Origin of the sequence: Allorhizobium pseudoryzae, assembly GCF_011046245.1 — a bacterium.
Lineage (GTDB): Bacteria > Pseudomonadota > Alphaproteobacteria > Rhizobiales > Rhizobiaceae > Neorhizobium > Neorhizobium pseudoryzae.
Genome location: NZ_CP049241.1, coordinates 525,527 through 550,260 on the forward strand (window position 1 = coordinate 525,527; position 24,734 = coordinate 550,260).

24 protein-coding genes are annotated in these 24,734 nt (G+C 60.2%); 3 read left to right on the forward strand and 21 right to left on the reverse strand.

What is annotated here, in order from left to right; genetic code table 11:
• The first annotated feature begins 30 nt into the window (after window positions 1-30).
• On the forward strand, window positions 31-1,851 hold the full coding sequence (gene edd / locus G6N78_RS02620; RefSeq protein ID WP_165215465.1) for a phosphogluconate dehydratase: 1,821 nt from the start codon (window positions 31-33) through the stop codon (window positions 1,849-1,851).
• A gap of 119 nt (window positions 1,852-1,970) precedes the next feature.
• Window positions 1,971-3,326, forward strand: coding sequence for a metallophosphoesterase (locus G6N78_RS02625; protein WP_165215467.1), 1,356 nt, complete (start codon window positions 1,971-1,973; stop codon window positions 3,324-3,326).
• Between the two features lie 180 nt (window positions 3,327-3,506).
• Here the strand turns inward: G6N78_RS02625 and G6N78_RS02630 are convergent, their stop codons facing one another.
• The 8 genes from G6N78_RS02630 to G6N78_RS02665 form a co-directional block, all read right to left on the reverse strand.
• Complete coding sequence (locus G6N78_RS02630) at window positions 3,507-4,136, reverse strand: retron system putative HNH endonuclease (RefSeq protein ID WP_165215470.1); 630 nt, start codon at window positions 4,134-4,136, stop codon at window positions 3,507-3,509.
• Complete coding sequence (locus tag G6N78_RS02635) at window positions 4,133-5,398, reverse strand: AAA family ATPase (RefSeq protein ID WP_165215472.1); 1,266 nt, start codon at window positions 5,396-5,398, stop codon at window positions 4,133-4,135. Before G6N78_RS02635 ends, G6N78_RS02630 begins: the two co-directional genes overlap by 4 nt.
• A gap of 165 nt (window positions 5,399-5,563) precedes the next feature.
• Entirely contained in the window at window positions 5,564-5,920 is a 357-nt protein-coding gene (locus G6N78_RS02640; RefSeq protein WP_165221197.1) for a hypothetical protein, read from the reverse strand.
• A 157-nt stretch (window positions 5,921-6,077) separates the two neighbouring features.
• Window positions 6,078-7,166: an ABC transporter ATP-binding protein gene (locus G6N78_RS02645; protein ID WP_165215475.1), complete on the reverse strand. Its 1,089-nt coding sequence runs from the start codon at window positions 7,164-7,166 to the stop codon at window positions 6,078-6,080.
• A gap of 105 nt (window positions 7,167-7,271) precedes the next feature.
• Complete coding sequence (gene bglA / locus G6N78_RS02650; RefSeq protein WP_165215477.1) at window positions 7,272-8,927, reverse strand: beta-galactosidase BglA; 1,656 nt, start codon at window positions 8,925-8,927, stop codon at window positions 7,272-7,274.
• Window positions 8,928-8,954: 27 nt separating this feature from the next.
• Window positions 8,955-10,118: a carbohydrate ABC transporter permease gene (locus G6N78_RS02655; protein ID WP_165215480.1), complete on the reverse strand. Its 1,164-nt coding sequence runs from the start codon at window positions 10,116-10,118 to the stop codon at window positions 8,955-8,957.
• A 1-nt stretch (window position 10,119) separates the two neighbouring features.
• On the reverse strand, window positions 10,120-11,133 hold the full coding sequence (locus tag G6N78_RS02660; RefSeq protein ID WP_165215482.1) for a carbohydrate ABC transporter permease: 1,014 nt from the start codon (window positions 11,131-11,133) through the stop codon (window positions 10,120-10,122).
• A 117-nt stretch (window positions 11,134-11,250) separates the two neighbouring features.
• Window positions 11,251-12,612, reverse strand: coding sequence for an ABC transporter substrate-binding protein (locus G6N78_RS02665; protein ID WP_165215485.1), 1,362 nt, complete (start codon window positions 12,610-12,612; stop codon window positions 11,251-11,253).
• 274 nt (window positions 12,613-12,886) lie between these two features.
• Between G6N78_RS02665 and G6N78_RS02670 the strand changes: the two genes are divergently transcribed.
• Window positions 12,887-13,912, forward strand: coding sequence for a LacI family DNA-binding transcriptional regulator (locus G6N78_RS02670; RefSeq protein WP_165215488.1), 1,026 nt, complete (start codon window positions 12,887-12,889; stop codon window positions 13,910-13,912).
• 6 nt (window positions 13,913-13,918) lie between these two features.
• Here the strand turns inward: G6N78_RS02670 and folD are convergent, their stop codons facing one another.
• The 13 genes from folD to G6N78_RS02735 all read right to left on the reverse strand — a co-directional run bounded on the left by folD (window position 13,919) and on the right by G6N78_RS02735 (window position 24,734).
• Window positions 13,919-14,818, reverse strand: a complete 900-nt coding sequence (gene folD / locus G6N78_RS02675; protein ID WP_165215490.1) for a bifunctional methylenetetrahydrofolate dehydrogenase/methenyltetrahydrofolate cyclohydrolase FolD — start codon at window positions 14,816-14,818, stop codon at window positions 13,919-13,921.
• Window positions 14,819-14,944: 126 nt separating this feature from the next.
• A complete protein-coding gene (locus G6N78_RS02680) occupies window positions 14,945-16,792 on the reverse strand; it encodes a GumC domain-containing protein (protein ID WP_165215493.1) in 1,848 nt (615 codons plus the stop codon).
• 194 nt (window positions 16,793-16,986) lie between these two features.
• Window positions 16,987-17,526, reverse strand: coding sequence for a hypothetical protein (locus G6N78_RS02685; RefSeq protein WP_165215495.1), 540 nt, complete (start codon window positions 17,524-17,526; stop codon window positions 16,987-16,989).
• Window positions 17,526-17,891, reverse strand: coding sequence for a hypothetical protein (locus G6N78_RS02690; RefSeq protein ID WP_165215498.1), 366 nt, complete (start codon window positions 17,889-17,891; stop codon window positions 17,526-17,528). Before G6N78_RS02690 ends, G6N78_RS02685 begins: the two co-directional genes overlap by 1 nt.
• A 27-nt stretch (window positions 17,892-17,918) precedes the next feature.
• The gene (locus G6N78_RS02695; protein WP_165215500.1) at window positions 17,919-18,476 is read right to left on the reverse strand and encodes a rod-binding protein; all 558 of its coding nucleotides are present in this window, start codon (window positions 18,474-18,476) and stop codon (window positions 17,919-17,921) included.
• Window positions 18,477-18,627: 151 nt separating this feature from the next.
• Window positions 18,628-19,038, reverse strand: coding sequence for a hypothetical protein (locus G6N78_RS02700; protein ID WP_165215503.1), 411 nt, complete (start codon window positions 19,036-19,038; stop codon window positions 18,628-18,630).
• A gap of 8 nt (window positions 19,039-19,046) precedes the next feature.
• Entirely contained in the window at window positions 19,047-19,799 is a 753-nt protein-coding gene (gene fliR, locus G6N78_RS02705) for a flagellar biosynthetic protein FliR (protein ID WP_165215505.1), read from the reverse strand.
• Window positions 19,796-21,883: a flagellar biosynthesis protein FlhA gene (flhA, locus tag G6N78_RS02710; protein WP_165215508.1), complete on the reverse strand. Its 2,088-nt coding sequence runs from the start codon at window positions 21,881-21,883 to the stop codon at window positions 19,796-19,798. The genes fliR and flhA overlap by 4 nt, the downstream gene beginning before the upstream one ends.
• Window positions 21,884-22,004: 121 nt before the next feature.
• Complete coding sequence (gene fliQ / locus G6N78_RS02715; protein ID WP_165215510.1) at window positions 22,005-22,271, reverse strand: flagellar biosynthesis protein FliQ; 267 nt, start codon at window positions 22,269-22,271, stop codon at window positions 22,005-22,007.
• 64 nt (window positions 22,272-22,335) lie between these two features.
• Window positions 22,336-22,830 carry a flagellar hook assembly protein FlgD gene (gene flgD / locus G6N78_RS02720; protein ID WP_165215513.1) on the reverse strand — a complete coding sequence of 165 codons (495 nt, stop codon included), beginning with the start codon at window positions 22,828-22,830 and terminating at the stop codon, window positions 22,336-22,338.
• The gene (flbT, locus tag G6N78_RS02725) at window positions 22,821-23,270 is read right to left on the reverse strand and encodes a flagellar biosynthesis repressor FlbT (protein WP_165215515.1); all 450 of its coding nucleotides are present in this window, start codon (window positions 23,268-23,270) and stop codon (window positions 22,821-22,823) included. The genes flgD and flbT overlap by 10 nt, the downstream gene beginning before the upstream one ends.
• The gene (gene flaF, locus G6N78_RS02730; protein WP_165215518.1) at window positions 23,267-23,614 is read right to left on the reverse strand and encodes a flagellar biosynthesis regulator FlaF; all 348 of its coding nucleotides are present in this window, start codon (window positions 23,612-23,614) and stop codon (window positions 23,267-23,269) included. The genes flbT and flaF overlap by 4 nt, the downstream gene beginning before the upstream one ends.
• 37 nt (window positions 23,615-23,651) lie before the next feature.
• On the reverse strand, window positions 23,652-24,734 hold the full coding sequence (locus G6N78_RS02735; protein ID WP_165215520.1) for a flagellar hook-associated family protein: 1,083 nt from the start codon (window positions 24,732-24,734) through the stop codon (window positions 23,652-23,654).

Here is a 24,734-nt window from a genome sequence, read left to right on the forward strand (position 1 = left end):
CCGCCGCGGACCTTGCCCATGGAGGATGAGATGGCTGCCCATTCGAGCATAGACGCAATCACCCGGCGCATCGTGGAACGATCGAAACCGCATCGCGAGGCCTATCTGGACCGCGTGCAGCGCGCGGTTGCCAAGGGCGTGCATCGCTCGACGCTGTCCTGCGGCAACCTGGCGCATGGCTTTGCCGTCTGTTCCCCCGCCGAGAAGGCCGCGCTCGCCGGAGACGTGGTGCCCAATCTCGGCATCATCACCGCCTATAACGACATGCTTTCGGCGCACCAGCCGTACGAAACCTTCCCGCAGATCATTCGTGATGCGGCGCGCGAGGCAGGCGGCGTCGCCCAGGTGGCGGGCGGGGTGCCCGCCATGTGCGATGGCGTGACCCAGGGCCAGCCGGGCATGGAATTGTCGCTCTTCTCGCGCGATGCGATTGCCATGGCGGCCGGCATCGGCCTGTCCCACAACATGTTCGATGCCGCCGTCTATCTCGGCATCTGCGACAAGATCGTTCCGGGCCTGGTGATCGCGGCGCTGACTTTCGGCCACCTGCCGGCCGTCTTCATTCCGGCGGGCCCGATGACCTCCGGCCTGCCGAATGACGAGAAGTCACGCATCCGCCAGCTCTATGCGGAAGGCAAGGTCGGCCGCGCCGAACTGCTGGAAGCCGAATCCAAATCCTATCACGGCCCCGGCACCTGCACCTTCTACGGCACGGCCAATTCCAACCAGATGCTGATGGAGATCATGGGCTTCCACATGCCGGGCGCCTCCTTCGTCAATCCCGGCACGCCGCTGCGCGAGGCGCTGACCAGGGAAGCCGCCAAGCGGGCGCTCGCCATCACCGCGCTCGGCAACGAGTTCACCCCGGCCGGCGAGATGATCGATGAACGCTCCATCGTCAACGGCGTCGTCGGCCTGCATGCCACCGGTGGCTCGACGAACCACACGCTGCATCTCGTCGCCATGGCGCGCGCGGCCGGCATCCATCTGACCTGGCAGGATATTTCCGAGCTGTCGGATGTCGTGCCGCTGCTCGCCCGCGTCTATCCGAACGGTCTTGCCGACGTGAACCATTTCCACGCCGCTGGCGGCATGGGCTTCCTCATCAAGCAGCTGTTGAAGACCGGCCTGCTGCATGACGACGTGCGCACCGTCTTCGGCCAGGGCCTTGCCGCTTATACCGTCGAGGCGCGGCTCGATGACAATGGCATGGTGATGCGTGAACAGAGCCCAGAAGAGAGCGGCGATGCGAAGGTGCTGACGCGCATCGAAAACCCCTTCCAGTCGAATGGCGGCCTGAAGATGCTGACCGGCAATTTCGGCAAGGGCGTCATCAAGATCTCGGCCGTGAAGCCGGAACGCCATGTCATTGAGGCACCGGCGATCGTCTTCCACGACCAGCAGGAACTGCAGGACGCCTTCAAGAAGGGCGAACTCAACAAGGATTTCGTCGCCGTGGTGCGCTTCCAGGGCCCGAAGGCGAACGGCATGCCGGAACTGCATCGCCTCACCCCGCCGCTTGGCGTGCTGCAGGACCGCGGCTTCAAGGTGGCACTCGTCACCGACGGCCGCATGTCGGGTGCCTCCGGCAAGGTGCCGGCGGCGATCCACGTCACACCGGAAGCCTCGGACGGCGGCCCGATCGCCAAGATCAAGGACGGCGACATGATCCGCCTCGACGCCGTCAACGGCACGCTGGAGGTGCTGGTGGACGCGGCTGAGTTTGCCTCGCGCCCCTTGGCCGAAGCCAATCTGGACGACAACGAATTCGGCATGGGCCGCGAACTTTTCGCCCCCTTCCGCCGCAATGTCGGCCCAGCCGATTCCGGCGCGAGCGTGTTTTTCGGATAAGCGAAAGCACGCGGTGCAATCGATGGGGCGGCGACCGCCGCCCCGGCAGGCAACACGTCACAGCCGTGTAGCACAGCATTGCTAGGCCAAGGCCGTTTTCACAGAGGGGAATTGCCCAGATGTTGCTGAATCGCCGCGCCGTTCTTGGCCTGATGTCCACCACCGCACTGCTGCCGCTGATCGGCACCGGTGCCCGAGCCGCGGAGACGGGCGTCGATCTCATCATCCTGTCGGACCTGCATTCGGCCTATGAGCGGATGGCCGAACTGCTGCAGGCGGTGCAGGCGCGCGTGGCGGCTGCCAGCCGGCCGCAGGTGATCCTCTTCAACGGCGACCTGTTCGAAGTCGGCAATGTGGCTGCCGCCCGTTCGGCTGGCGAGGCCGACTGGGCCTTCCTCGGCGCTCTGGCAAAACTTGCGCCGACCGTCTTCAACATCGGCAACCACGAGCCGGATTTCGACAATGATCTCGCCCATTTCGTCGAGAAGGCCCGCTCGCTCGGCGTGACCGTCCTCAGCAACATCACAGACAAGCGGTCGGACAAGCCCTATACGGACGCCTCCGCCACACTCTCCGCTGGCGGCCTGACGCTCAGCATCGCCGCCCTCGGCACCCATGCAATCAATACCTATCCCAAGGCGACGCGCGAGATGATCGCCGTGCCGCAGCCGGTGGAATGGGCGAAGGCCAACCTGCCGTCGATACTGAAGGGCGAGAACGTCAACATCGTGCTGAGCCATGCCGGTGTCGTCGCCGACCGCGACATCCTGCCGATGCTGCCGGATGGCACGCTGATGATCGGCGGGCACGACCACCTGACGCTGGTACATGAACAGGGCAAGACCCGCTATGTTCATACGGGCTCCTGGGCCTCGCTGATGACGGTGGCCACCATTGCAGCGCCGGGTGCAGCGGCCAGCCTGGAGCGGGTCGCGATCGAACGCGGCGGCCCCGCCGCAGCAGACCTCAAAAGCGCCATCGCCGCCGTGCTGGAAAAACATCTGACGGCGGAAGACCGCAGCGTGGTCGCCCACACCAAGGCACCGCTGACGCTGGGTGAAACGGCCCGATTTGCCGCCGCCGCCATTGCCGCCAAGGCAGGTGCCGATATCGGTTTCATCGGCCACACTTCCTTCGGCACCGGCCTGCCCAAGGGGGAAGTGAGCCGCTTCGACTACAATGCGGCGCTGCGTTTCGAGGGCAAGATCATGAAGGCCGAGGTGGATGCGGCAACGCTTGCCGCGATCCTTGCCCGCTGCAACCAGGACGGCGACGTGCCGCTTGCGGCGCGCACCGGCGACTTCCTCTACGCGGCACCGGCGCTTGTTCCAGGCAAGCAGAGCTATATCATTGCCTGCAACGACTGGTCGGCCATCAACCGCAAGGCCTATTTCGGCCGCGAGGACCTGGCCTTTGCCGAAGTGCCGGAGGTGAAGCTGAAGGCGCTGGTGGTCGAGGCGCTCAACCGCGCCTGATCTTCAACATTGCAGCGGTCGCCTAAGGCCGACTAAAGATCCGCTTCCATTAGTTTCCTGCCATCGTACTGCGCAGAGAGTGGATGTCTTTTGAAACAAACGGGGCATCGTAATGCAAATTTCGTTATAAATCCATAATAATTCTGGGCATTAATTCAATAATTATTAACAAGAGAATGTCTAGGGCATTTCTCTTCCTGCGTACTGAAAGACCATATGCGCGTAGCTTTCTGCAGTTTTTGTTGCACCGTCCCAATATTCATCTGTGGTCACGCTTCCTGCGTCGATGTCAAATAGGATATCTTCTCTATCCTTCTTTAGCTCTGGATGGTCCAGGCCCAATCGAGCTATCATCTCTTCTGCAGCGATGTCCGATTTTCGGGCAGCAACGATATTTCCGTTGAGCAGAAAGCGGAAACGAGACGTGCAGTTCGGATACTCAGGGTAAATATGCTTATCTTCATCAAACCAACCGGCCTTAACCGTTCCACATGTCGGAGCGGGGAGCCCTTTCTCGTCCTCTTGCCCACAACTTAGAAACAGGTTTGAGTAATCCACATCTTGTTTGGTATAAACATGCTGCGGTCTAAAATGCTCGATATGATAGCTCCGACCAGGCCTGCTCAAGTTCAGTTTGCGACCACAGTAAACGCAAAGACCTCTCTGTTCCTTGAACATTGCAGCGCGAATCACGTCCTTCAACGCACCCGGCATTCCTTCATAAGTTGGCTTCCAGTTCTCTGTTCCATCAGACAGACCCAGCCAGTTCATGAATTCGCTCGGCACTTCGGTCTTACGGCTTCCCTTCATTGCACCCCGTCCAACCTGCTAAGTCTTCTCTTAAAAACGCGCAATTCCGGTGGATCACCCTCAATTGCTTCTTCAATTCGTTTGTAAAGCTGCGTCGCCTTATCCAGATCATTCGCGTCAATCGCGTCATTGAAACCGGAGATCATTTTGTCGATCTCGGGAAACCGCTCGCTGGATCCGAACACCCCTTCCAAAAGATAATTGCTTGTCTGTCCTTTTGTACGCAGCGGTCTTGATAAATGAATTTTTCCATCTTGATCAGCACTAAGCGAAACAACGTTTTCACTCTCGACTGACGACAAAACTTGAGGGGAGTGGGTCGTAACAACAAACTGGCAAGCAGGAAATACTTTTCTAATCGTAGAAATTATTTTACTTTGCCATTGAGGATGCAAATTCAATTCTATTTCATCAATCAGAACTATACCTTTGGCTTCAGATAAAGGTTTGTCTGGATGTGACATCTGCAAGCGTCGAGCGAGGTCGGCAAGAAGAATTATAAATGAGCGCTCACCAGATGAAAGCATACTCACATGAACAAAAATGTCATTTTCTTTACTAAAATAGAGACCCTCCGGGCTATCGGTAGAGCGAAATGAGATCCCCTTGAACCCGTCTATCTCTTTGATAATGGTACGAATTGCTTCAAGCTGGGGGTCTCGATAATTGCGGTCAAAATCTCTGACACGACGCGCCTCTTCAGCATCGCGTTTGTCCCACCATGACTGCAACTGTGTTATCGCCTCAAGATTTCCAAGAAGCGAACTCTGCAGCGCCTGCTGCTTCGTAAAGCTTGCAGCATTGGCCGAAGTCCGCTCAAATCCTCGGTCTTGGCGATAGTAAACCATTAACGGGCGGGGTTCATGGTTCAAAGCACCCCTCTGGACCAAGTTCCAAAAATCCTGAGCGGAATCGTTCACTTTGCCGCGAACACTGTCACTGTACGTTGAACGCAAAATCACGTCCGAGGACAAGCCTGGCAGAACCCTCCGACTCTCCAGGCCCAAGACAAGCTCAATGTGCGCGTCATCGACACCAATCTTCCGCGCATGCGATGGAATAGCAAGATGTTGGAATATCGGAGAAGTGCCTTCGTCGGGCCACGCGGCTTGAACATACGCCAAGATAGAGGCCACTGCGTCGAGTATCGTAGATTTTCCGGCACCGTTCTTGCCCAAGAGAACCGTGATCTCAGGATGAAATTCTAACGCCAGGCTGCCAATTCCGCGGTATCCGGCGACGTTCAAACTTTTCAAGTTCACGGCTGACCTCCTGCCGACACTTCCAAGTAGTCTATCGTGACGTCACCTACGTAGCCAACTGCAGCGATTCGTAACGAAAGAAGAAGGCACGCGGAGCAATAATGATATAGTGTAAATTCGCATTACATCAGCATAGCATTAAATTATTTCCATAGCCCGACACCCTCACCAGCTCCTCACATCCAGCTTCCTGTCCTTGTGCGCCGGATGGGTCGAGAAGATGAAGATGCGATCGAGTTCCTTTTCCGTCAACATGCGCAGGAAACGAACGTCGATCGTGTTGTTGGTATTCATGCGCATCAGCACGCAGCCGATCTTCATGATGCGGGCATCGGGAATGTCGAGCACGAATTCGTTCGGCAGGTTGGACTGCGACAGGAGCGACAGGACCGCCCCGCTCATCGAGATGGCGATCACGTCGCAGCGGCGCTGCCCCATGTGCATGACGTGCTTTTCGGTGAACTCGATGCGGCCCGCATTCATCGTCTCTTCCAGCTTGAACCGCGTTTCGCGGTCGTACATGAAGGACTCTTCCTTTTTCAGGTAGTGCGGACGAGAATTCATCTTACCCTCGGCATCGACGGCCTTATTCAATGCCATGATCCTAGGGAGCGAACCTTAACATTGGGTGTGGTCAACCGTTACGTTTTGGTTACGCCCGCCGCTTTCCGAGGCGAACTCAGCGCCGATAGGTCTGCCCGCTTGCATCGAAAAGATGCATCTTGGCGGGGTCGGCGGCAAAGCGCAGCACCTCTCCCTTCTCGACCTTGAAGATGCCCGGCAGCTTGGCGATGATCGGCTCCTCATCCGTCAGTCCCTCGATGTAGAGAAGCGTCACCTCACCCAGCGCCTCGACGATCGCGACCTTGCCTTCGAACAGGTAATCCTCGCCGGTCGTGACAGTCAGGTCCTCCGGGCGGATACCGAAGCTTGCGGCCTTGCCGGTCTCCGAAGACTCCGTCGCAACGGGAACGGAAACCACCTTGCCGCCCTTCAGGTCAATGCGGGTGGTCGAGCCGGTTTCCTTGACCGTCGCCGGGATGATGTTCATCGCCGGCGAGCCGATGAACTTCGCAACGAACAGGTTCTGCGGGCGCTCATAAAGCTCGAGCGGCGGGCCGACCTGTTCGATACGTCCGGCAGACAGCACGACGATCCGGTCGGCGAGCGTCATTGCCTCCACCTGGTCGTGGGTGACGTAGATCATCGTCGTGTCCGGCATGCTCTCGTTGAGCTTGGCGATCTCGATGCGGGTCGCGACGCGCAACGCCGCATCGAGGTTGGAGAGCGGTTCGTCGAACAGGAACACTTTTGGATCGCGGCAGATGGCCCGGCCGATCGCGACACGCTGGCGCTGGCCGCCGGAGAGCGCCTTCGGCAAGCGCTCCAGATACTGCGTCAGCTGGAGGATATCGGCGGCGGCGCGCACGCGTCGATCGATCTCCTCCTTGCTTTCGCCGGCAATGCGCATGCCGAAGGCCATGTTGTCGTAGACCGTCATGTGCGGGTAGAGCGCGTAGGACTGGAAGACCATGGCAATGCCGCGCTTGGAGGGCGGCACCTCGTTGACCCGGTTGCCATCGATGAACATGTCGCCACTGGTGATCTCCTCCAGGCCGGCAATCATGCGCAACAGCGTGGACTTGCCGCAGCCGGACGGACCTACGAAGACGATGAATTCGCCCTGCCGGATGTCGAGATCGATGCCGTGCAGCACCTTCACCTGACCATACGCCTTGCGGATGTCCTTCAGAACCAAGCCAGCCATGTCTCTCCCCTTCTTGACGCCTTTTTGCCCGGTTTTCACGATGGGCCAGGTTTCGTTCGTGTTATTGGTCCGGGAAGGCTGTCCCTCCCGGACCTGATTGTCATGTCACGCCAGCCGGGCGAAGAACGCGCCCCAGGCCGGCAGGTTGACGGAGCGTCCGTCGAGCGTTGCCTCGAAGCCATGGCCCGTCAGCACCTCCCAGTCGCCATCCGGAAGTGCTGCGTCGATCGCATCTGCGCTCATGTTGAAGAGGCAGAGCAGCGTCTCGTTGCCGAAGGAACGGGTATAGGCCAGCAGGCTTTCGGTCGGCGCCAGGAAGCCGATCTCGCCCTTGGCGAAGGTTGAATGCTCGCGGCGGAAGGCGAGGAAGCGGCGGTAATGTTCCATCACCGAAGTCTCAACGCCCTGCTGCACGTTGACGGCGCGCAGCTGATGCTCCACCGGGATCGGCAGCCAGGTCTTGTCCGCGGTGGAGAAGCCAGCCTGAACCGCATGGTCGTCCCAGACCATCGGCGTGCGGCAGCCGTCGCGGCCCTTGAATTCCGGCCAGAACTGGATGCCATAAGGGTCCTGCAGGTCGGCGAAGGCAATATCAGCTTCGGTCAGGCCAAGTTCCTCGCCCTGATAGATGCAGACCGATCCGCGCTGCGTCAGCAGAATGGCGGAGAGCAGCTTGGCATAGGCCTCGCGGTCCATCACGTCGGCGCCCCAGCGCGAGACATGGCGCACCACATCGTGGTTCGAAAAGGCCCAGCAGGCCCAGCCTTCCGGCGCGGCCGCGGCAAATTCCTTCTGCACTTCGGCCACCCGCACCGGTGTCAGTACGTCGGGCGCCAGGAATTCGAAGGCGTAGCACATCTGCATCTTGTCGCCGCCGGAGGTGTATTCGCCGACGATTTCGAGACCGCGCTGGCTGTCGCCCACCTCGCCGACGGCGGCAATCGCCGGGAACTCGTTCAACACGGCGCGGAAGCGCTTCAGGAAGGCGATGTTTTCCGGGCGGTTCTTGTCGTAGATATGCTCCTGGAAATTATACGGATTGACCGCCGGGGCCGTCGAGGCATTGCGCCGTTCGGGGGCCAGCGACGGGTTGTCGCGCAATTCCTTGTCGTGGAAATAGAAGTTGATCGTGTCGAGGCGGAAGCCATCGACACCACGCCTCAGCCAGAAGCGCACGACGTCCAAAAGCGCATCCTGCACCTCGGCATTGTGCAGGTTGAGGTCCGGCTGCGAGGTGAGGAAGTTATGCAGGTAATACTGCATGCGCGTCGGATCCCAGGCCCAGGCGGACCCGCCGAAGATCGACAGCCAATTGTTGGGCGGCGTGCCGTCCGGCTTCGGATCGGCCCAGACATACCAGTCCGCCTTGGGATTGACGCGGCTCGACCGGCTTTCGATGAACCAGGCATGCTGGTCGGAGCTGTGCGAGATGACGAGGTCGATCATCACCTTGATCTTCAGGCGATGGGCCTCGGCAATCAGCGCGTCGAAATCCGAGAGCGTTCCGAACATCGGATCGACATCGGCATAATTGGAGACGTCGTAGCCGAAATCCTTCATCGGCGACGGGAAGAAGGGCGAGATCCAGATCGCATCCGCGCCAAGGGCCGCGATATGCGGCAGGCGCGCGGTGATGCCCTTCAGGTCACCGACGCCATCGCCGTTCGAATCCTGATAGGAGCGCGGGTAGATCTGGTAGATGACAGCGCCACGCCACCAATCGGCGTCCGGCGCTTCCATCGTCTGGGGAGAAGCAATCATGCGTCATTGACCTTGAGAGAAATGTGCTCAGCCGCCCTTGACCGAACCGGCAAGGAGACCGCGCACCAGATAACGTTGGAGCCCGAAGAACACCAGCAACGGCACGATGATCGTGACGAAGGCGGAGGCCGTCAGGATTTCCCAGTTGCCGCCGCGCGAGCCGAGCAGCGCATTGAGGCTGCCGGTGAGCACCAGTTGATCGCGCCCTGTGCCCAAAAACACGATGGCGATCAGCAGGTCGTTCCAGACCCAGAGGAACTGGAAGATGGCAAACGAGGCAAGGGCCGGGAAAGACAGAGGCAGGACGATCTTGACGAAGATTTCGAAATCCGACGCGCCATCGACGCGCGCGCTTTCGATGATCTCCTTGGGAAGTCCGGCGATGTAGTTGCGCAGCAGATAGATGGCGAGCGGCATGCCGAAGGCGGTATGCGCCAGCCAGATGCCGGCATAGGTTTTCGACGAGGTGCCGAAGAAGGCGCCCACTTCGTTATAGAGGCGAAGCAGCGGGATTAGCGACATCTGCAGCGGCACGACGATGAGGCCGACGACCATGGCGATGATCAGCGCGCGACCAGGAAAGCTCATCCAGGAGAGCGCATAGGCGGCAAAGGCGGCAATCAGGATCGGAATGATGGTAGCGGGGATCGTCACCGTCAGCGAATTGATGAAGGCCTGGCCGATCCCCTCGCCCTGCAGAACGGTCTGGTAGTTTTGCAGCGTGAATTCCGGCGGCGTCGCGACCGTCAGATAGATGCGCTTGCCGCGCGAGCCCTCGAAGGGCGCGTTTTTGGTGTAGACGTAAGAGCCGTCGCTTTCGATCGTCAGCGTCTCGCCCTCGCCGAGATCCGCCGGTTCACCAGCCGGGAAGGCTGCGGGGTCCTGAACGCGCACGCCGAAGGAGCGCACGGTGCCCCCCTGCCCTTCTTCGAAGACCGAGCCGGTGATGACGTAATTGGCGCCATCCTGTTTTGCACTCGACGGATCGCCGAGACGCCCGGCGCTTGTCTGCGTGGAACTGCTAAAGGCGGTCCACCAGCCGGAGGTCGTGATCTGGTCCTTGTCGCGGATCGAGGTGACGAGGATCCCGAGCGTCGGGATCAACCAGAGGATGGCAATGAAGAGGACCGAGAGATGAACGATGAGGCGTGGCAGGCCGACGCGTTTCAGACGGGTAACGAGGCTCGCCATGTCAGTGTCCTCCTGCGTCGCGGTTGGCCTGGCGGATGTTCCAGACCATGATCGGCGTGACCGCCGCCATGATGATGAGCGCGATGACCGCACTTCGGCCACTGTCGCCGCCGCCGCGGAACATCCAGTCGAACATCAGGTTGGCCAGCACCATCGTGTCCCACTGGCCGTTGGTCATCGTCAGCACGATGTCGAAGACCTTCAGCACGAGAATGGTGATGGTGGTCCAGACGACGGCAATCGTGCCCCAGATCTGCGGCACCATGATTTTCCAGAAGATCTGCCAGCCATTGGCGCCATCGATGACGGCCGCCTCGATCGTCTCCTCCGGAATGCCGCGCAGGGCTGCCGACAGGATCACCATGGCAAAGCCGGTCTGGATCCAGATCAGGATGACCATCAGGAAGAAGTTGTTCCAGAACGGCATGGAGATCCACACCTGCGGATCGCCACCGAGCGAAGTCACGATGGCATTCAGCAAGCCGATCTGGTTGTCGGCAGCGCCACGATATTCGTAGATGAATTTCCAGATGACGGAGGCACCGACGAAGGAGATCGCCATCGGCATGAAAACTATGCTTTTCGCGATATTGCCCCACCAGATGCGATCAGTCAGCACAGCGATCACCAGGCCGAAGAAAGTGCAGGCGGCGGGCACGACGGCCAACCAGAGGATGTTGTTAAAGATCGACTGCCGGAAACCTGCGTCGAAGAAGGCCCAGCGATAGTTCGAGAGACCGACGAAGGTCTGGCCGCTGCGATCGTAGAAGGACAGGATGAAGGTCGCGATGACCGGATAGACGAGGTAGATGCCGAGCAGGAGAAGTGCCGGCCCGAGGAAGAGCCACGGACGCACGACGGCGCGGCGGTTCAAGTTGCGCGAGGCCTGCGTCACATCGCCATCGCGCACCGGCAGGGCCAGATTGAGGATCTTGTCCGACAGCCAGTAATAGAGTGCGCAGGCGAAGACGCCGACGATCATCACGCCGACGGCTGAGACGATCTGCGATATCATGTCCCCTCCTCATGGTCCTGCCCGGACCTCGTTATACCGGTGATCATGCCGGCTGTTTTCTAAAGGCAGAGCGTGCGCGGCGAGCGAAAGACCCGCCGCGCACGGAGTGAGAAAGTTTTACTTGAGGCCGTCCCAGGCCTTCTGGATCTCGTCGCCCGTCTGCTGGGCAGACTTGCCGCCGACAAAATCCACCATGCCCGTCCAGAAGGCGCCGGCGCCGATCTTGCCCGGCATCAGGTCGGAGCCATCGAAGCGGAAGGTCGTCGCCGTCGTCAGGATCTCGCCCTGCTTCTTCAGCGCATCATTGGCATAGGCTTCCGTCTTCACGCCCTTGAACGGCGTCAGGAAGCCGGACTGCGCCATCCACACTTCATGCGCAATCGGCGTCTTCAGGAAGTCGACGAAGGCCTGGGCCGCCGGCGAATCCTTGGTGATCGTCACCAGCGTGCCAGCACCCAGCACCGGCGTTCCGAGTTCGGGCTTCGACGCATAGGTCGGCATGTAGAAGAAGTCCGCATCCGTGCCGAGCTTCGTGCCTTCCGGGAAGAAGGTCGGAATGAAGGAGGCCTGGTGATGCAGGTAGCACTTCGGCGGAATGTCGAAGAGACCCTTCGGGCTGTCGCGGAAATCGGTCGAGGCGACCGCGGCCACACCGCCGGAAACATACTTGTCGTTCTTGGCGAACTTGCCGAATTCCTCGATGACGCCGACGACCTTCGGATCGTTGAACTTCGTTTCGTTGGTCACCCACTGGTCATAGGTTTCCGGCGTATTCATGCGCAGCATCAGGTCCTCGACCCAGTCGGTCGCCGGCCAGCCGGTCGCACCGCCTGAGCCCAGCCCGATGCACCAGGGCGTGCCGCCATCCTTGACGATCTGGTCGGAGAGCGCATAAAGCTCCTCCATCGTCTTCGGCACCTTGTAGCCGGCTTCCTCGAAGTTTTCCGGAACGTACCAGACGAGCGACTTCAGGTCGGCCTTGTAGGGGAAGGCGAAGAAGGCGTCCTTGCCGTCCTTGCCCTTGTAGGTGCCAAGCTTCACCCAGGATTCACCGGCGCCGTAATTGGTTTTGACCCAGTCCGAGGTGTCGGCCTTCAACGGCGTGAGGAAGCCCTTGGAGGCAAGGTCCTGCAGAAGACCCGGCTGCGGCAGGATCGCGATGTTCGGCGGAGAGCCGGCCTGCGTATCGATGACGATCTGCTGTTCGTAGTTTTCCGACGAGGAATACTGAACGTTGGCGCCGGTCGCATCGTTGAAATAGGCGAGCACGCTGCGGAACAGCTTCTCGTCATCCCCACGCCAGGGGCCGAAGATCGTCAGCGTCTGGCCCTTGATGTCGCCATGCGCCTTCTTGAACTCCTCATAGCTCGCCCAGTTGAACTTCGCATCCTGGCCGGGCGCGAATTTGAGATCCGCCGCCATGGCAGCCGAACTGCAAAGGCCGATGACGGCCACGCCAGCAAGCAACAAATGTCTCATGCAAGTACCTCCCGTTCCTGAAATCTATGTCTTCCCACCCAGACATCACAAAAGCATTCAAAGCGCTTTGGAAAGGAAGAAGCCATGGTGTGCCCCTGTGAGTCAAGAGTCTTTTCGTTTCGCCTTGGAATTGCGCGAAGTGTGCCATGAATTAGGGCATCCGTCACCCGCGTCCACTTTTTCATTTCCGTGAAGTCTCGGCGCTGATAAGCTCCCGAAGCGCTTTGAACGATGCTTTTTGAGGGAAACATCGGAAAAGCGGGGAGAAAATACGGTGAATCTCAAGCAATTGTCAGAACTGTTGGGGTTGTCCCAGACGACGATCAGCCGTGCGCTGAACGGCTATCCGGAGGTCAACGAGGAAACGCGGCAACGGGTGCTGAAAGCGGCGGAGGAAACCGGCTACCGCCCCAACCGCGCCGCGCGGCGACTGGCGACCGGCAAGGCCGGTTCACTGGGTCTCGTGATGCCGATTTCCGATGGGCAATCGGCGGATATCCACTTTGCGGAGTTCCAGAGCGGTCTTGCCGACGAATGTCTCAAGCATGAATTCCACTTCGTCATCATGCCCGCCCATCCGCAAAAGGAAGAGCAGGCCATCCGCGACCTCGTCAACAGCGGCAGCGTGGATGCCTATTACCTTGCCTATATGCGGGCGCAGGATCCGCGCATCGAGATGGCGAAGTCGCTTGCGCTCCCCTTCATCGTGCATGGCCGTTCACTGGGGATTGCCGAGGATTACCCGTTTCTCGACGTCGATAATGAGGGGGCGTTCCGCGAGGCGGCCAACTACCTGCTGCAACTCAGCCATCGACGTTTCGCACTGATCAACGGACCTGCCGATCTCGACTTCGCCGCGCGAAGACGCATTGGCGTGGAGCATGCGCTCGCCAAGGCCGGCCTCCACCTGCCGGATGCCTCGACCAGCCATACCCTCATGACCGACGCCAATGGCTATCAGCAGATGGCGCGGCTCATGCAGGCAAAAGAGCGGCCCACCGCCGTCCTGTGCGCCAGCACGGTTCTGGCGCTCGGCGCCGTGCGCGCCATCCGCGAGGCCGGCTTGCAGCTTGGCAGGGACATCTCACTGATTGCCCATGACGACGACCTGATGCTGCTGAAGCCGGAGCATTTTTCCACGCCGCTCACGACGACGCGCTCGTCGCTGAGAGAGGCAGGACGGAGGACCGCAGAGCGGCTGATCGCTGCCGTGACCGATCCGGAGGCCGATCTGCCGCGCCAGGAACTGTGGACGGCCGCGCTCAATATCCGCGCCTCGACCGGCCCGGCGCCGGCCTGAGAGACCTCAGAATTTTGGAATCGGGCGACCGACCGAACGGTAGGCGGCAACGACGGTATTGGCCATCAGCATGGCGATCGTCATCGGGCCGACGCCGCCCGGAACCGGCGTGATCGCACCGGCAAGGTCTACGCACTCATCGAAGGCCACATCGCCCACGAGACGCGTCTTGCCCTCGCCCTTTTCCGGCGCATCGATGCGGTTGATGCCGACATCGATGATTGTCGCCCCCTTCTTCACCCAGTCCTGCTTGACCATGAAGGGACGGCCGACGGCCGCCACCAGGATATCCGCCTGGCGGCAGACCGATGCCAGATCCTTGGTGCGCGAATGCGCCATCGTGACCGTCGCATTGGCGGCAAGCAGCAGCAGGCCCATCGGCTTGCCGAACAGGTTGGAGCGACCGATCACCACGGCATTGAGGCCCGAAAGGTCGGCGCCGTGGATGTTGCGCACGAGGATCATCGCACCGGCGGGCGTGCAGGAGACAAGACCGCTTGCCAGATCCCCGCTCGCCACCTTGCCGGCATTGACGACGTTCAGGCCATCGACATCCTTTTCCGGACGGATGGACTGGATCACCGGCTCGGCCTGCAGGTGATCAGGCAGCGGCAGTTGCACCAGGATGCCGTGAACGGCGGGATCGGCATTCAGCTTTTCAACCAGCGATTCCAGTTCGTCCTGCGTCGTTTCTTCCGCGAGCGAATACTGCATGGAGTGAAAGCCGCACTGCTTGGCCATCCGGCTCTTGGCGTTCACATAGGCATGGCTTGCCGGGTTGTTACCGACGATGACCACCGCGAGACCGGGCTTGATATGCGCCTCGCGCTCCAATGTCGCCGCCGCTTGCGCAACGATATCCGTCACCTTTGCCGCTTCCTGCTTGCCATCAATGATCGTTGCCACGCCCTGCTCCTTACGGTTTTCGAGAGCTCCCGCGCCAACGGGAGGCCAGTGCCGTTTGTGGCAGACGCCTATGCCGAGAGGGCCGGGATTGCAAGGGCGGAATGCGGTTCAGCCGGCCGTTGGGGTCTACCGCGCGACGGCGTAGCGCGGCTGGACAGAAGGCTCCCGATCCGCGAGCTGCTCTTCGACCTGACGACGCAGGGCCTCGATCTCGCGCTTCAGGTCCTGCATTTCGCGCTCTTCCGCTGTCTGCACCGGCAGCGCCTCAGCCTGGGTCTCGAGCTGACGACGCGACAGGATGGAGGCAAGGAGTTGCGGCAGGGGCTGCTGTGGCGAGACCACCGTGCGGTTGGAGATGAGCGTCCTCAGCAGCATTTCGTCGCGGAGACCGACTGGTCCTGTGTCATTGGCAACCCGCGCGGTCACCTGCTCCAGATTGAAGGACCGCGAAGAGCTTGCGGGCTTCGGCTGATAATATTCGTCGAAGCTCGGCATCTTCGGATGCACCGGTTCCGCGGCTCGGTCCATCGCGGCCAGCGAGGGTGTTTCTTCGGCCGGCTGCTCCACGCCGAGATCAGCGGGTGAGGCAAAGCGTATGGCTTCCGGCTGCGCACGATGCACCGGCGCCGGCAGATCGACAAAACGGGGTTCGACATCGGTCGCGCGGTGAGATGCGACGGCGACTGCAGGCATGTCCGCATCCTCATCCTCCGTGGACCGCCCGGGCAGGGCCGCGCCTGCCAGGCACGCTGCCGCCAGTCCGCTGATGAGCGCATAGAGCCAGGCCGGCAAGCCGGATGCCTCAGCCGTATCGACGGTTGCCCGGTCAAGACGCGTGAGGGACGGCGCGGACTGCGGGGCCTGTTCGGCACCCCGGAGCGTGTCGAGATACACAAGGCGTGCGGACTCAAGCTGGCTTTCCAGCGCAAGCCGCTTGCGCGCCGCTTCCGAGACGGGTTGCGCCTCCAGATCGGCGCGTCGCTTGGCGAGGTCCTGCAATTGCGCCTTCACCCCGTCCAGCTGCTGCTTCACGCCGCCAGCCGCGCGCTGCAGGCTGGTCGAAATCGCCGCCCGTGCCTCGTCTTCGGTGGCCTTGGCTGCGACGAGCCGTGGATGACGCGGTCCCAGCGAGACCGACAACTGATCAACCTCGAGCTTGGCATCCTGGTAGCGGCGGCGCGCCTCTTCCAGCCCGGTCCCGGCGAGTTCATCCGGCACAGCGTTCTTGAGAATGGATTGCGGCTGCAGTTCAGAAAGCAGGCTCGCCTTCTGCTGCAAAGCGGCCTGCGATGCGTCAAGAGCCGCTCCCTCGGCGGCCAAGTCGGACAGAGCGCCTTCCTGTGTCTTCAACGCCTGAAGGTCTTGGTCGGGCACGGCGAGCGATTCGAGTTCGGCCTGCACCTTCTCCAGAGACTGGCGGGCATTGCGGACGGCACTCGTCTCCAGTGATGCGTGGTCATGATCGGCAGAGACGAGCAGATCGGCAATCGTGTTGGCGGTTACCACGGCGCGCTCAAGGTCCGGATCGCGAACGGCCACCGTCAACCGGCGGTCCTGGCCTCCATCGACCAGAACCACCTGCTCGGCCAATCGGCTTCGCGCCAGACTTTCCGTTGCCGATGGGCGAACGTCGCGACGGGTCGCAAGGTCGGACAAAAAGCCGAACGCCGTCTGTTCTCGCTGGTCGGGTGATACCGGCAGTGAGGTGCCGATCTTTTGGAGGGCCCCATCCAGAAAGGATGGCGTGCCGAGATTGTGGCGGGCCTTTGCCAGGAAGGCCTGTTCTTCCGCCTTGGACAGGCTTGCCAGTTCGATACGGGTTTCGGCCGTGTAGTTTCGGCTGAGATCGACCGGCAGGACTGCCGGCACCATCGCACCAAGGGCCGCGGCGGCCGTCAGAATGCCGGCCCGCAGGACGGGTCTGCGATTGTGCGCGGCGTGGAAAGGCAGGCCGTCTCCTGCCGGATCGCTCATCGTTGCTTCGCCTGAAGAAAACATGTGCCTAACCGCTCCCGCGGCCGCACACGCAGCAGGCCGCCCAAATCTTAAGGCAGCCTAAATTTCTTTGGCGAACAAATCGTTAATTTAGGAAGTCGCCGGCGTCGATCTTGATGCATCAATGCGCGCCGGGCGGGTGGCAGGCCACCCTCAAGGATCGAGCCTTGGTCTTAGTGCCCACTCTTGGCCGGCGCCTCGACCTTGACGCCCTCGACGATCTTGAGGGGGGCAACCTGCTTGGTGGGGCTGCGCTCGCCATTCGCCCGGATATCATCCTTCGACATGTAGTCGAGCTGCTCGACCAGAACATCGAGAACGTAGTCGCCGCCGAACTTCTTGTTCAGCGACTCCTTGATGCCATCGCGGAAGGCCCCAAGATCAAAGGCCTTGGTGTTGTCGAGATTGACCAGCTTGCTGCCGACGAGCAGGGTAAACAGCTCGTCGGTCATCATTTCCGTTACCGGAAGATGGACGCCCTTGATCTTTTCCTTGTCCATCATGAACGATATGCGCGTGAGGAAATATCCCTGCACCGCGCCATCGGCGAGCATCGGAACGTTGATCGCCTCGCCCTTCACCAGCTCCGATTTTTCCTTCAACAAAGTCGCTTCGTCCACCGGTGGCTTCGGAAGCGACATCTGCACAGAGAAATAGACGGCACCGAGCGTGACGACGCAGACCCAGAGACCGGTGAGGATAAGCTTGACCATCAGACTTCGCTGTAAAGGAACTGTTCTTGCGTGTAGGTGCCGTCGCCTTCCGCATCACGTGCGGCGTTCTTCAACAGATCCGCCACCGTGCGCACGGCGTGCAGATGCGCCTCGACACGCCGCGCATTCAGCGTCAGCTTCGCCTTCAGCGCATGCATCTGCTCGATGTGATTGACGGCAAATTCCTGCGGATTGGTGCCGCGGAACAGCATCGTCAGTTCGTACAGGCAACGGCTTTTATGTGCATTCGACACCTTGAGATCGAATTGCGGGTCGCTGCCGATCCGTTCGTTCTCATTGTCGATGATCATTTCGAGCCGGCCGAGAACCGACTTGATACGGTAATCCGCGGAAACAACTTCCATCTGTCCTGTCCCAGTCCTATTCATCTTTTATGCCTCGGCCCGTTCAGCGGGAGCGAGGTCGAGAACTTTTCTCTGAAAATCATCCACCATGCTGAGGGAGCGATTGCGGCTGTCCTCATCCGTTACGGCGTTGGGTGTGCCTTCATTGCGCAGACGCTGAAGCGACTGGGAATAGATCTGCTCGGCAATGCCGACCCCGCCATTCTTCGACATCTGGTCGGCAATCTGCTCGGACATCATGCTCTGCCAGAACTCGCCGGCCGAACCCTTGCCATAGATTTCCTCGCTGTCCTTCGGCATCATGTCGTTGACGAAGTTCTGCAGGATCGATGCTTCGAACTTACGGTATTCCTCCGGCATTTCCGCCGATTTCGATGTTCTTTCGGCGTGGTCCATGCGGGCTTTCGTCGCCGAGCCGTCAAGAAGATCAACCGCCGCGGAAAAGCCCTTTCCGGATGATGCCAGGCTATTGGCCGCAAAGGCAGAACGCGATGCTTTCAGCTTTGCCTGGGCGGCTTGGACGTCCGTGGGGTCTGCCGCGCGCAGGACGTCGAGTACGAGATCGCTTGGAGGAGAAATCGCCACTTGAGCTTCCTTTCATGTGAGTGGCGAAACTATGCGTCGTGAAGCTTGCTGCAGGCTGGCGTCACGTGAGATATCAATAATTGATGGAATGACATGCAGGTGCGCTCGCGCAGCCCGCACGGACTGCGGATGTGTGAAGGCGTGGCATCGGTCAGTATTTTTTGTCGCGTCCGGGCATCAGCATGATCTCGAGCAGATCATAAACCGCTTCGTCTTCCTTCTCGCGGTCTTCCAGGCCCCGGGCTTCCTGCATCTGTTCCTCAAGGCGATCGCCCTTCGTGCGTTCGCGCAGGATCCTGGTTTCCTGCACCTGCTGCACGCCCGACAATTGCTTGTCCTTTATCATCAGCCGGCTGAAACGTTCCGAATATCCCTTGGAGAACTGCATATGAACCGGCGTCATCGACCCGATGGCGCCGATGACCATATCCATCTGTTCTCCCACCTCGGTGCGCTGCCGCGTGGTCTCTGCAAGTTCACCCTCGACCATCTTTTCGACGTGCCTCTGGAGGGCGACGAGGCGCTTCAGCTTCTTCGACCGAGGTTGTCCGCCATCTGCCATCTCAAACCTCAGAACGACTGGAAGACGGGGCCGAAGCCATCGGCAAACTGACGAATCATCGCGGCGATCGCCAGATACATCATGAAGATGCCTCCCGTGATCAGGTAGGGCGTCGAGATGAAGTAGACGGGCACCTGCGGCGCAAGCTTGTTGACGAGGCCGATCGCGACGTTGAACAGCAGCCCGTAGATCAGAAACGGGCTCGCCAGCCGCAGCATGATGTTGGTGGAGGCCCGGAGCGTATCGGTAAGCGTGATCAGCAGCTTCTGCGGCTCCAGCACGGCGCCCACCGGCGTGACCGAATAGGAATCGACCAGCGCCCGGAAGATCATGTGGTGAAAATCGAGGATGAAGAGCAGCATCAGCCCGGAAAAGGTGATGAGGCTGGTCAGCGAGGTTTCCTGCATGTCTTCCAGCACGTCATGCCCGCCGGGTGCCGTGAAGCCGATCGACATGGTGAGGATGGCCCCGGCAAACTGCAGGCCCAGCACGTACATGCGGGCAATCATGCCGTACATGATGCCGATCAGCAGTTCCGAGCCGATCAGACCGATCATGCTGGCGGGCGTTGCGGACACTCTGGGATAAAGCGTGTCCCAGAGGACCGGCATGACGGCCAGCGACAAACCCAGAGACAGGAAAAGCCGAATATTCGTTGGCACGCGCGCGCTCGAAAAACCCGGAAGGACCATGAAGCATCCGCCGATCCGGCAAAAGGCCAGAAACAGAGTCAGCACGGTCCCCTGCGGGTCAGTGATCATGAAATCGAGCCCAGAATCTTGATGTCGAGGCCCTTTGCCAGCTCCACATGCGACAGAACGGGGAGAGTCGGGAAGAGTCGCTCGATGATCATGCGCACATAGGACCTTGTTTCGGGCGATGTGACAAGTACGAAGGGCAGGCCGCGGTCCATGAACTCACGGATAACTTTGCTGGCCTGTTCGCTGAACTCTTCCAGCGTGCGCGGGTCGATGTCGAATTCCAGGACTTCGCCCTTGCCATCGCGCTTGAGCGCCTGATGGAAGAGAAGGTCCCACTTGCTGCCGAGGCGCAGCACGCGCAGCTGGCCATTGTCGGCCAGATCGCCGCACAATTGCTGCGACATGCGCACGCGCACATGCTCGACGATCTGCTCGGTCTTGCGCACATGCGGTGCCAGTTCGGCAACCGCTTCGAGGATGAGGTGCAGGTTGCGGATCGACACGCGTTCGGCCAGCAGAAGCTTCAGAACGGCCTGCAGGCCCGAATAGGACATATGCGAGGTGCAGATCTCGTCCGCCAGCTTCTTGTATTCCGGGTCCATCCGGTCGATGAGGATCTTGACGTCCTTGTAGGACAGAAGCTGCGGCAGGTTGTTGCGGATGACTTCGCTCAAATGCGTGAGCACGACCGAGACGTTGTCGATCGGGTGGAAACCCTCGCGCTTCAGGTCTTCCGCAAAGGCTTCCAGAATGGAGACCGCCGGCATGCCGAAGGCGGGTTCGCGGATCTCGTCGCCCGGAATGCTCGGCTTGCGGCCCGAGCCGGTGATGACGAGAACGTCGCCGACCCGGAGCGAATTGGACGCCACCGTGGTGCCGTGGATGCGGATCTGGTAGGACTTTTCCGGGATCGTGATGTCGTCGGCAACCTTGATTTCGGGCACGACAAAACCGTACTGCGTGGCAAACTTCTTGCGCATCTTGCCAACGCGGAAGGCGAGTTCCTGGTGCGCGCCGAGGAGGCGGGTGGAGACCTGCTTGCCCAGTGCCAGTTCGATCTCGGCCGTCTTGAGCATCGACTTGACGGAATCCTTGTCGGACTCCTTCGTCTGGATCATCTTCTTTTCTTCGGAATCCCGGCGCGCCTTGGCCTCGGCCTCGACACGGCGCGGAACGAGCCAGGCACCAAAGGCCATCAGGCCGCCAAGCGCAACGAAGGGAACGAAGGGAAGTCCGGGCACGAGCGCCAGGATTCCCATCAGGCCTGCCGCAACCGAGAGGGCGCGGGGATAACCGCCGAGCTGGTCCAGAACCGCCTGATCGGCCGTGCCGGCCGTACCACCGCGGGTGACAAGAAGGCCGGCGGCCAGCGAGACCACCAGGGCGGGAACCTGGGAGACGATACCATCGCCAATCGACAGCTTGACGAAAACATCCGCCGCCTCGCCGATCGGCATGCCATGGCGGAACGCACCGATGACGATGCCGCCGAAGATGTTGATGGCCGTGATGATGAGGCCGGCGACCGCATCGCCGCGCACGAATTTGGACGCACCGTCCATCGACCCGAAGAACATGCTTTCTTCTTCGAGCTCACGGCGGCGGCGCTGCGCCTCCTTTTCGTCGATGATCCCGGCGGACAGGTCGGCATCGATCGACATCTGCTTGCCGGGAATGGCATCCAGGGTGAAGCGGGCGCCGACTTCAGCGATACGCGTCGCACCCTTGGTGATGACGATGAAATTGACCGTGACCAGGATCATGAAGACGATCACACCGATCATGAAATCGCCGGACATCACGAGCGAGGCGAAACCGGCGATCACGCCGCCGGCCGCATCGTGCCCTTCGTGGCCGTGCGTCAGGATGGTTCTCGTCGTCGCGATGTTCAGCGACAGACGGATCATCGTCGAGATCAGCAGAATGGTCGGAAAGGACGAAAAGTCGAGCGGCTTCTGGATCCAGAGCGAGACCATCAGGATCAGGACGGAAAACGCAATCGAGAAGGCAAGGCCCATGTCGATCAGGAAGGTCGGGATCGGCAGGAACAGAATGCACAGAATGCAGACGATGCCGAGCGCGAAGCCAATGTCGCGGCCGTTGGGATTGACCTTGGGAATCGATAATGCCGGTGGTTGCGCCATCAGGTATCCGTCTCTTCATGAGAAGGCGGCATGACGGAGATCATGCCTAGTCGAGGAGACCCTAGAGCGCGAAGCTTGCGCGAGGATGGCACGGGCGCGCGATGTCTCCGTTCCGGTCCCGCTAGAAGCCGGACTGGACGCGCGAGAACACCAATTGGGCAAACAGATTGATCTGGCTGCCGATGAAGGGAGCCGTCAATCCGACTGCAAGCAGGATCGAGACGATCTTCGGCACGAAGGTCAGAGTCATTTCCTGAATCTGGGTCAGCGCCTGAAGGAAGGCGATCGCCACACCGACGACCATGGCAACGAGAATTGCCGGCCCTGCGGCAATCAGAACCGTCCGCATGGCGGCCTGCATGATTTCCAATGCGTCGGCTTCGTTCATCAGCCTCTCCTGCCCCGATTCATTCGGGGTGATTCGACAGGCCCGTTGTACCGGGCCTGCTGGATTACGTCGAGCTTCCGTCGTCTGCAGCAGACGCTGCACTATCGGATTTCTCTGTCTCCGACTTTGCCTGGATCTCCTTGTCCGAGACGACAACACCGGCCTGGAGCAGGATCTTGTCGCCGGCTTCCGTCACCGCGATGACACCATCCGAGAAGACCTGGACTTCCTTGACCTTGCCGGTCGTCGTGTCGTCCGCGCTCATGATGTACTTGCCGACCGTATCGCCGGCGCGTGTGAGCGCTTCCGCCTGAAGCATGCTCTTCAGGTGGGTATTGGTCTGGATCGTCTGCTCGACCTGCGAGAACGAAGCAAGCTGCGAGATCTGTTCCGAAGCGTCCATCGGATCGGTCGGATCCTGGTTCTTCATCTGGGCGATCAAGAGCTGCAGGAAGTTGTCGTAGTTGATGCTCGCGCTGTTGGCGTCTTTCGAGGACGACGCGGCATTCGCCCACGGGTTGGAAGAGGCCGTCGTCGCTGCGACCGAATCTACCGCCACGGAGCAATCTCCCGGCGAATCTGCTCGACAGTCGCAGGCGTCATTTCCTGGCTGTTGAGGATGCGATCCTCGATCGAGTAGAGACCACGGATCGCCTTCAGAGCGTCGAAGGCGCGACCGCTGACAACCATGGCATCGATCCGCTTCAGTTCTGCCAGAACTTCCTCGTCCCGGAAGCAGTTCAGCAGCATGGTGATCGACTTGCGGAACATAGACAGCGACTGATCCTTGCCCTCCGGGTTGATCAGCATCATCTGAGCGATGAAGTAAAGCTGACGGAGCGGCGTCGTCGCGTCCTCCAACTGGAGAACATGGTTTTCGAGCAGGAAGGTCACGTCATTGAGGAATTCGAGCGCCACCTTACGGTCGACGCGCAGAACGGCCCCGTTGATGAAGATCCTTTCGCCCGATTTCAGCGAGATGCGCAGCGTACTTTTCATTTAAGTCCATCCCTGATGATGGTGGTCACGTCGATAATGCCTTGGAAATTGTCGGACTGGCGCCGTCTGATCTGCTCGCATTCCTTCAAGATCCAGATTGCGATCGAAATCAGATTGGCACGCAGGTCGGCGTTCAACTCGTTTTCTGGCTGCCTCAGATCCTCAATGAACCTGATCCAGACACGTCGTGTGTAAAACAGAGCCTCGATGGAGGCGCGGGAGTATCGGCTCTCTTCCCGCGCAGCCTTCAATAGTTCGATGGAGCGATCCAACGCCTGCCGTTCTCGGGTTTTGGCGTCGGCGACGTCATCCTCCATGATCTCGGCATATGAAAATTGGTACATTCATGTATCCTTCATTTTCACCGACTCCCTTTGATCATCAAAGGTAGTTTATGAGACTCAACTTCTGTATTCGCGAGGTCAGCGTGTAGGCCGCTTCCAGAAGCGACTGGAGTTCGGTGACCCTTGTTGCTGCTTCGTATGAATCGACCGATTGCAGATCGCTCACACTGTTTTCGATGATCGTCTTCTGCGTCTCCAGGCTGTCTGTCGCCTTGGAGATGCGCTCGCTCGACAGACCCAGCTGGCTGCGCTGAGTAGAGACGCCCGCCGAAGCGCGACCGAGAGCGGCCTGGGCGCTGTCGACGATTGCCGAACGGGTCTGATCCGTTGCCGAGGGCAGGAATTCGATGGTCACGATGGCGCCGAACATGAAGTTGCGGAAGCCGGAGTCATTTGCGTTCACCGAACTGACGATCGTCTCGCTCGGGGTGATGCGCGTCGTCATGTTCGAATCGGAGGCGCTGGAGACGAAGGTCTTCCAGAAATCCTCGCCCGCCAGACCGGTGTGAGGGGGATCGGTCAACGGCGTTTCACCGGTAAACTTCTTCTGCAGATCCTCCAGGAACGTCTGCATCTCGGTCTTGGTCATGTCGGCTTTGGACGCGATGCCGTTATCCGAGAGATACTGGTTGAGTTCCAGATCCACCGCCGCCTTGAACGTCGAACCGTCGTCCGTGTAGGAGGTCAGCGGCTTGATGTCGGTATTGGTGCCGGCGAAGATATACTCCCCGGCAGCTGAGGCATTTCCGGCTGCCGTGAAGGCGTCGAGGGCCGATGTCATGGTCAAGACCACTTCGTTGACCGTCGATTCGGTATTGCCAAGGCCCGTCAGAAGTCCGGAGGCCGTGGTGACCTGGTCCGCCATGTTGCTGAGGGCACCCTCGGACGAATCGATGCGCGTCTTGGCCAGCGAATTGGATGCCTGAAGGCTTTCGATACGAAGCAGGTCGCGCGTCAGATCCAGGCTGCGGGTGGTCGAGGAACCGAGCGCCACACCCATATCGGCGTGAACACCGGTCGACACTTCCTGATTGGCATCGACAAGCTCCTTCTGGGCCTTCGCCATGGTCTGGGCCAGGCTGCTCTGGATGCCAATATTGGAGCTGAATGACGTTTTCAT

Bases quoted from the DNA above. Each gene is read 5' to 3' on its own strand.
- G6N78_RS02630 (WP_165215470.1), bottom strand. From the start codon at position 4,136: ATGAAGGGAAGCCGTAAGACCGAAGTGCCGAGCGAATTCATGAACTGG.
- G6N78_RS02680 (WP_165215493.1), bottom strand. From the start codon at position 16,792: ATGAGCGATCCGGCAGGAGACGGCCTGCCTTTCCACGCCGCGCACAAT.
- G6N78_RS02735 (WP_165215520.1), bottom strand. From the start codon at position 24,734: ATGAAAACGTCATTCAGCTCCAATATTGGCATCCAGAGCAGCCTGGCC.
- G6N78_RS02655 (WP_165215480.1), bottom strand. From the start codon at position 10,118: ATGGCGAGCCTCGTTACCCGTCTGAAACGCGTCGGCCTGCCACGCCTC.
- bglA (WP_165215477.1), bottom strand. From the start codon at position 8,927: ATGATTGCTTCTCCCCAGACGATGGAAGCGCCGGACGCCGATTGGTGG.
- flbT (WP_165215515.1), bottom strand. From the start codon at position 23,270: ATGAAAAGTACGCTGCGCATCTCGCTGAAATCGGGCGAAAGGATCTTC.
- G6N78_RS02640 (WP_165221197.1), bottom strand. From the start codon at position 5,920: ATGTACGACCGCGAAACGCGGTTCAAGCTGGAAGAGACGATGAATGCG.
- edd (WP_165215465.1), top strand. From the start codon at position 31: ATGGCTGCCCATTCGAGCATAGACGCAATCACCCGGCGCATCGTGGAA.
- G6N78_RS02625 (WP_165215467.1), top strand. From the start codon at position 1,971: ATGTTGCTGAATCGCCGCGCCGTTCTTGGCCTGATGTCCACCACCGCA.
- G6N78_RS02645 (WP_165215475.1), bottom strand. From the start codon at position 7,166: ATGGCTGGCTTGGTTCTGAAGGACATCCGCAAGGCGTATGGTCAGGTG.
- G6N78_RS02700 (WP_165215503.1), bottom strand. From the start codon at position 19,038: ATGGCAGATGGCGGACAACCTCGGTCGAAGAAGCTGAAGCGCCTCGTC.
- G6N78_RS02665 (WP_165215485.1), bottom strand. From the start codon at position 12,612: ATGAGACATTTGTTGCTTGCTGGCGTGGCCGTCATCGGCCTTTGCAGT.
- fliQ (WP_165215510.1), bottom strand. From the start codon at position 22,271: ATGAACGAAGCCGACGCATTGGAAATCATGCAGGCCGCCATGCGGACG.
- G6N78_RS02685 (WP_165215495.1), bottom strand. From the start codon at position 17,526: ATGGTCAAGCTTATCCTCACCGGTCTCTGGGTCTGCGTCGTCACGCTC.
- G6N78_RS02660 (WP_165215482.1), bottom strand. From the start codon at position 11,133: ATGATATCGCAGATCGTCTCAGCCGTCGGCGTGATGATCGTCGGCGTC.
- flhA (WP_165215508.1), bottom strand. From the start codon at position 21,883: ATGGCGCAACCACCGGCATTATCGATTCCCAAGGTCAATCCCAACGGC.
- G6N78_RS02690 (WP_165215498.1), bottom strand. From the start codon at position 17,891: ATGGAAGTTGTTTCCGCGGATTACCGTATCAAGTCGGTTCTCGGCCGG.
- flaF (WP_165215518.1), bottom strand. From the start codon at position 23,614: ATGTACCAATTTTCATATGCCGAGATCATGGAGGATGACGTCGCCGAC.
- fliR (WP_165215505.1), bottom strand. From the start codon at position 19,799: ATGATCACTGACCCGCAGGGGACCGTGCTGACTCTGTTTCTGGCCTTT.